The sequence below is a fragment of the Moorena sp. SIO3B2 genome (assembly GCF_010692525.1).
In the GTDB taxonomy this organism is placed as follows: Bacteria; Cyanobacteriota; Cyanobacteriia; order Cyanobacteriales; family Coleofasciculaceae; genus Moorena; species Moorena producens.
Genome location: NZ_JAAHHE010000385.1, coordinates 1 through 5,511, shown reverse-complemented (window position 1 = coordinate 5,511; position 5,511 = coordinate 1). Strand labels below are relative to the sequence as shown.

Below are 5,511 nucleotides of genomic sequence, written 5' to 3'. Positions count from 1 at the left end.
CAAGAGCCTCAGCAAAATCCAATGGTTCGCGCTCTTGCTTGATTAAATGTAAATAGTTGGAATAGGCTCTTTCTGCTGGATCTCGAAGAATGGCAATCAATTTAGCCTTAGGAATATAGTACTTTATGCGTTCAACAGATTTCGCAATGTAGAGATAAATTGTAGATGCTTCACCAATAGCTATTTGATTAGTTACCTTCTTATATAGGGCACGATAGTCCTCAATATTAGTTACAATGTAATTAGCTTCTTTTTCATCTCCTAACCCACGAAAATCTAAATTTTCTCCTTCAAAAGCAAAAAACTTAGGTTCCTTGGCAGGACTCATGTAGATTTGCGGATGTTGCTTTAGATATCGATAAATTGAGGTGGTTCCAGCCTTAGCTGCACCTAGGATTAAAAAGTTGGGCATTGTCATGAGTCTATCTAGTTATAGCAAGTATTATCCCCATGAGGTACAAATCTCTGGGTTTTAGGGAGCAGGGAGCAGGGAGCAGGGAGCAGGGAGCAGGGAAGAGGCAAAAAATAATTTGTACCTCATAGCTATGATAAACGCTATAACTGAGCCTCTTGATAGTTAGCTCGGCTACACAACTCTGAATAAATTTCACGAGCTTTGGAAGATATTGGCTGATTTGCCTCAACACTAGCTAAAGCTTTGTCAGGAAAACTACGGTCTACTGTGCCATCAATAAATTCTTCAATGCGGTCAAGTCCTTGATCTGACAACACTTGGTCGTAGTGTACAAATAACCATTTGCCTTCCTTGGAGTGAGTTTGAATAATATGTTGATACATAAGTGTCCAGATTTCTACCGCTCGCTCAAAATTCATAGAAAGACTATATAAGTATTTATGCTTACTATGCACCTTCATAATGCTTGATGCCGTCGCTGCGGGGTGCCGAAATACGCACAGAAATACGGTATCCTTGAGAAACGGTTTCCAAGCTGGCAATGTGTAACAAAATCTAGGGTCTTTGAAGCAAAAAGGCTGTCGCTCAGTTAAGGTTTCTATTCTAGAGGCTATCTCCTCAGGACAATCAATCCTTTTGCCTACAGGCACCCTAGCTAGCCAGCGTTGGTATCTAGTCGGTCGGTCCTTAAACAAATTTCCCAACATTCCCCTTGGTCGAGGTGGGACAACTTTGCTTAATATATCTTCGTTAATCGCCTCAACATTCTTGGACTCAAAGTAGCCCTTTTTATTGATGCTTGTAGATGACATCATTCTGTCTCCCATGAAATACCCAGCACCACTGAGTGTACCGGCTACCATGCTAGTGCCACTGCGCCCGGAACCTATTACCAAACAGTTAAACATATATACTCACGATATCTAGTCAAGCTTCTTTCCCAATCTTCCTGGCTATAGAACATACCAGGATTACACACCCCATTGGATTCTTTGAATAACATATTTTTTATTTTATATCAAGTTTTTAGCCAGAGCTTCGAATAAATAGTTTTTAAGTTTATTTACATTTTATTACTTGATCAGACTCTGTATACCAAAGGGAATCGGGAATCGGGAATCGGGAATCGGGAATCGGGAGGGAACAAAAATTATCACAATTGATTTCGGCTCCCTATATCCCTTGCTTATCCCTTAGATACCCATCTCTATAGCTCTGGCTAACTTGATTTAACAAAAATTTACATCAATGGCTAGCCAGAATAGGTATAATAATAATTTATGTTATTATTTCCATGAGTAATAATAGTAGTTCTTGTCACAATAACGGCATCAAACCACTATTAATCAAAAATAAATTGTCAGCCGTCAGCCGTTAGCTGTCAGCTTAAAATAAACCCCACCTAACCTGCGCCGATGCGCAAGCTGAAAGCTGAAAGCTGATAGCTTAAGTAAACTAACCCTCCCAAAGATAGATCAGGAGCAGAAGCAATCCCATGGCATTAGATGTCTTGAAACGCTATAACAGTCAGTTTGGTTTAGCCCTATGCTTAGCCATTAGTGGAGCGTACGCATTTTCAGTAAACCAAGCTAATGCTCAGATTACTCCTGATGCCACTTTGCCCCAGGGGGAAAGGTCTTTGCTAGACCTGGGCTCTGGTGAGGTAAATGGGAAAATTGTTGATCTAATTAAAGGGGGAGCAATCCGAGATATCAATTTGTTCCACAGTTTCCTAGAGTTTAATGTGGGAGACGGACAAAGGGTTTATTTTGCTAATCCAGCTGGGATTGAAAATATTCTGTCTCGGGTAACTGGTGCGAATCCCTCCAATATTTTAGGAACCTTGGGTGTCAATGGTGGAGCAAATTTGTTCTTGATTAATCCCAAGGGGATTTTGTTTGGGGAGAATGCCAAGCTAGATGTATCGGGTTCCTTTGTGGGCACTACTGCTGATGGGATTGGGTTTGGCAATCAAGGAGCGTTTAGTGCTTCTAATCCAGAGCCGCCTTCGCCATTGCTAACCGTTAATCCTAATGTGTTTTTCTTTAATCAAATTCCCGGTAATATTACCAGTCAAGCTAAGTTAGAGAAGCTGGCGGTTGATAACCTGTTGTTGCTCGGTGGTGATATTAATGTTATCGAAGATAGTAAGATATCCACCAATCAAGGTGGGAATATTTTGTTAGCGGGATTGGGCGCACCAGGACAAGTCGCATTAACTAGAGATGGTAACAAGCTGGGTTTAGATTTTCCCAATGGCGTCAAGAAAGGGAATGTTGTAGTTAATAATAGCGCTATAGAAACCTTGGTGCCAGAAGATGGTAATGTTGATGGTGGCGAAATTAGGATTATTGCTGACTCTTTGGAAGTAGAAACCTCTAAGAAAGACCGGGGAATTTTTACCATAACTCAAGGTAATGGTAAGAAAGGTGGTGAGATTATTATCACTGCTGATTCCTCAGTTATGGTAACTACTAACAATGACGGAGAAAATAAACCATACCAGGGGATTTTTACCATAACTGAGGAAAACGGTGGAGCAGGCGGAAAAATTACCATCACCTCTGGCTTAATCTCTGTATCGACGTCTAAAGAAACAAAAAAGCAGTCAAGCGTAGAAGAAGACCAGGGCATCTTCACCAAAACAGCAGCAGTTGGCAGTGATGGCGGAGAGATTACTATCACTGCTGACCGGCTTGAGGTTTCGACTTTTGCCAATCAAGACAATCATCAGAACGATGCTGAAGACCAGGGCATCTTGACCAAAACTACCGAACAAGCGGGAAACGGAGGAAAAATCACTATTAACGCTGGCTCGGTCTTGGTGACCTCTAAGCGTGAACCAAAGCCAAGGAAGGAAACAGAAGAAGGAATTTTTACCAAAACTGAAAAGAAAGCTGGTAAAGGTGGGGATATTGAGATCAATGTGAGTGGGGATGTACTGCTGACCAATAAGGGTACGATTAAGACAAAGACCACCAGTTCAGGTCAGGGTGGAACTATCGAAATCAACGCTCCCAATGGGGATGTCACCTTGAAGGATAACAGCAGAATTCAGGCTTGGACGAGAGGAGGAATAAGTAAAGAAGCCACAGGAAATGGGGGACAAACCATCATCCATGCTGGGGGAAGAGTTGCGATAACAGAGAGTAGCAAAATTGAGAATAGAGTGGGAAGAGCTGACGGAAATAGCGGCAAAATTGAAATCATTGCTGCTGAGCTGTTGATGGATTCTCGGCAGGATGATGGCTCCAGAAGAGGTCAGATTCAAATTACCACTAAAACTAATGACAAGGGTAATGCTGCTCCAATCGAAATCCGTGTCGGTTCCCTGACGATGATTGGACCAAATAGAGGAGGCTCCAGTGGTATAACTACTTCTACAGATGGAGCTGGAAATGCGGGCAGCCTCACAATCATAGTGGAGGGAGACTTCATCATGAAAGATCGAGCCAAAATTGAAGCAAAAGGTGCTGCCGAGAGTGATATAGGCAGTGGTAACAATATAATCATTAAAGCTGGTTCGCTTTCCTTGAGCAATAGAAGCTTTATCACTGCTGAGACTGAGAGTCTGAAGGGTGGAAACCCGGGAAAGATCACAATAACGGTTAAGGATGGGATTGAGATTATCAACAGTGACATTCAAACACAGGTTAACGTTGACACGGGAGACCCAAGCCTGGAGGAAAACCGAGAAGACTTGGCTAACATTGAAATTACAGCTCGCTCTCTATCCCTCCAAGATGGAGGGAGATTACGAGCTTCCACTGGGGGTAGAATCCCAGCAGGTGATATTACAATCAATGCCACTGATTTTGTGGAAATTTCTGGGGTTAAAAAAAACAGTGGCATATTCACTGAAAGTCAACTAGGTGCCCAGGGTGCTGGAGAAAATAAGCCTAAGGGAGGAACGATTGAGATCACGACCGGTAAATTAACCGTATCAAATGACGCAATCATAAGCGCTCGTAGCATCGGTGAATTTGAAGGTGGTGAAATCACAATCAATGCTAAGGAAGTAGAGGTCACCGAAGGGGGAGAAATTCTTTCTACTGCCACGAATAGTGGTCTATTCGAGGTAGTAGGTGTCACTGAAGAGGGAAAAATTGAGACTAAGCCTTTAGATGGTGATAATAATAGTGGTGAGGCTGGCAATGCTGGCAAGATTACGATTAATGCTTCAGAGCAAGTTATTGTTAGTGGTAGTGATCCAAACTTCTCACCAACTGTTGATAGTATCAAGGATAGATTGGAAGAACAAAAGGAAGATATCGATGATAAAAATAAGGATCTGAAAGAAGAAAATGATAAACTGCTTGAGCAGCTGGATAAACTGGAAAACCCAAAGGATAAACTAACAGAAGCAGAAATAGAAGAAATACAAGAAAAAATAGAAGAAATAGAAGGAGACATAGAAAAAATAGAACGACAAAAACGCGATATCAAAATCCAGGCTTCCAATGATGTGCTTGTTATCCAAGATGATATCCCCCAGAGTAGGATTTCGGTTGGAGCCACCAGAGGTAGCAATGCTGGAGACTTGACAGTAGAAACCGATAATCTAACTGTCGAAGATGGAGCACGAATATCAGTAAGCGCTGTGCCATTAGATCAGGATGGTTTTCCCGAGACTGGTTTGCCTGAGAGTGATCGAGGAGTAGCTGGCAAACTGACCATTGAGACTGATTCTCTCACCCTAGACAACGGCCAACTTGTAGCTGCTACTGGAAAGAATCCCACCAACAATGAAGAAGCAGCAACTATTGATATCGATGTGCCAGGAGTGATCATACTTGATAACAACAGTTTAATATTGGCTGATGCTACAGGGGATGATGTTGATGGTGGAAATATTACTATTGAAGGTGGAGTATTAGTAGCGCTGCCTTTAAATAATCAAGACAAAGGTAGCGATATATTTGCCAATGCTCAGGATGGGGATGGTGGAAACATCAACATCACCCTCCAGGGCTTATTCAATATGAACGTAATCGAAGATAGAAGTGCGTTTATCGGCCCAGATGGAAATCCAGACCGATCCTTAGTTTTTGGGAATAATAGTAGTGAAATAGCAGCTCTGAGCTTGACGGGTGAAG

Annotated in this window: 3 protein-coding genes; 1 reads left to right on the top strand and 2 read right to left on the bottom strand. The window is 42.1% G+C overall.

The features are described from left to right. Together F6K38_RS34260 and F6K38_RS34255 are read right to left on the bottom strand one after the other, a co-directional pair. On the bottom strand, window positions 1-412 hold a 412-nt coding region (locus F6K38_RS34260), incomplete at its 3' end, for a sulfotransferase (protein WP_287359557.1). A gap of 143 nt (window positions 413-555) precedes the next feature. Further along, on the bottom strand, window positions 556-1,323 hold the full coding sequence (locus tag F6K38_RS34255) for a sulfotransferase (RefSeq protein ID WP_287255796.1): 768 nt from the start codon (window positions 1,321-1,323) through the stop codon (window positions 556-558). A gap of 587 nt (window positions 1,324-1,910) precedes the next feature. Here F6K38_RS34255 and F6K38_RS34250 point away from each other — a divergent pair. Next, the coding region (locus F6K38_RS34250) for a filamentous hemagglutinin N-terminal domain-containing protein (RefSeq protein WP_287359555.1) at window positions 1,911-5,511 on the top strand (3,601 nt) is incomplete at its 3' end.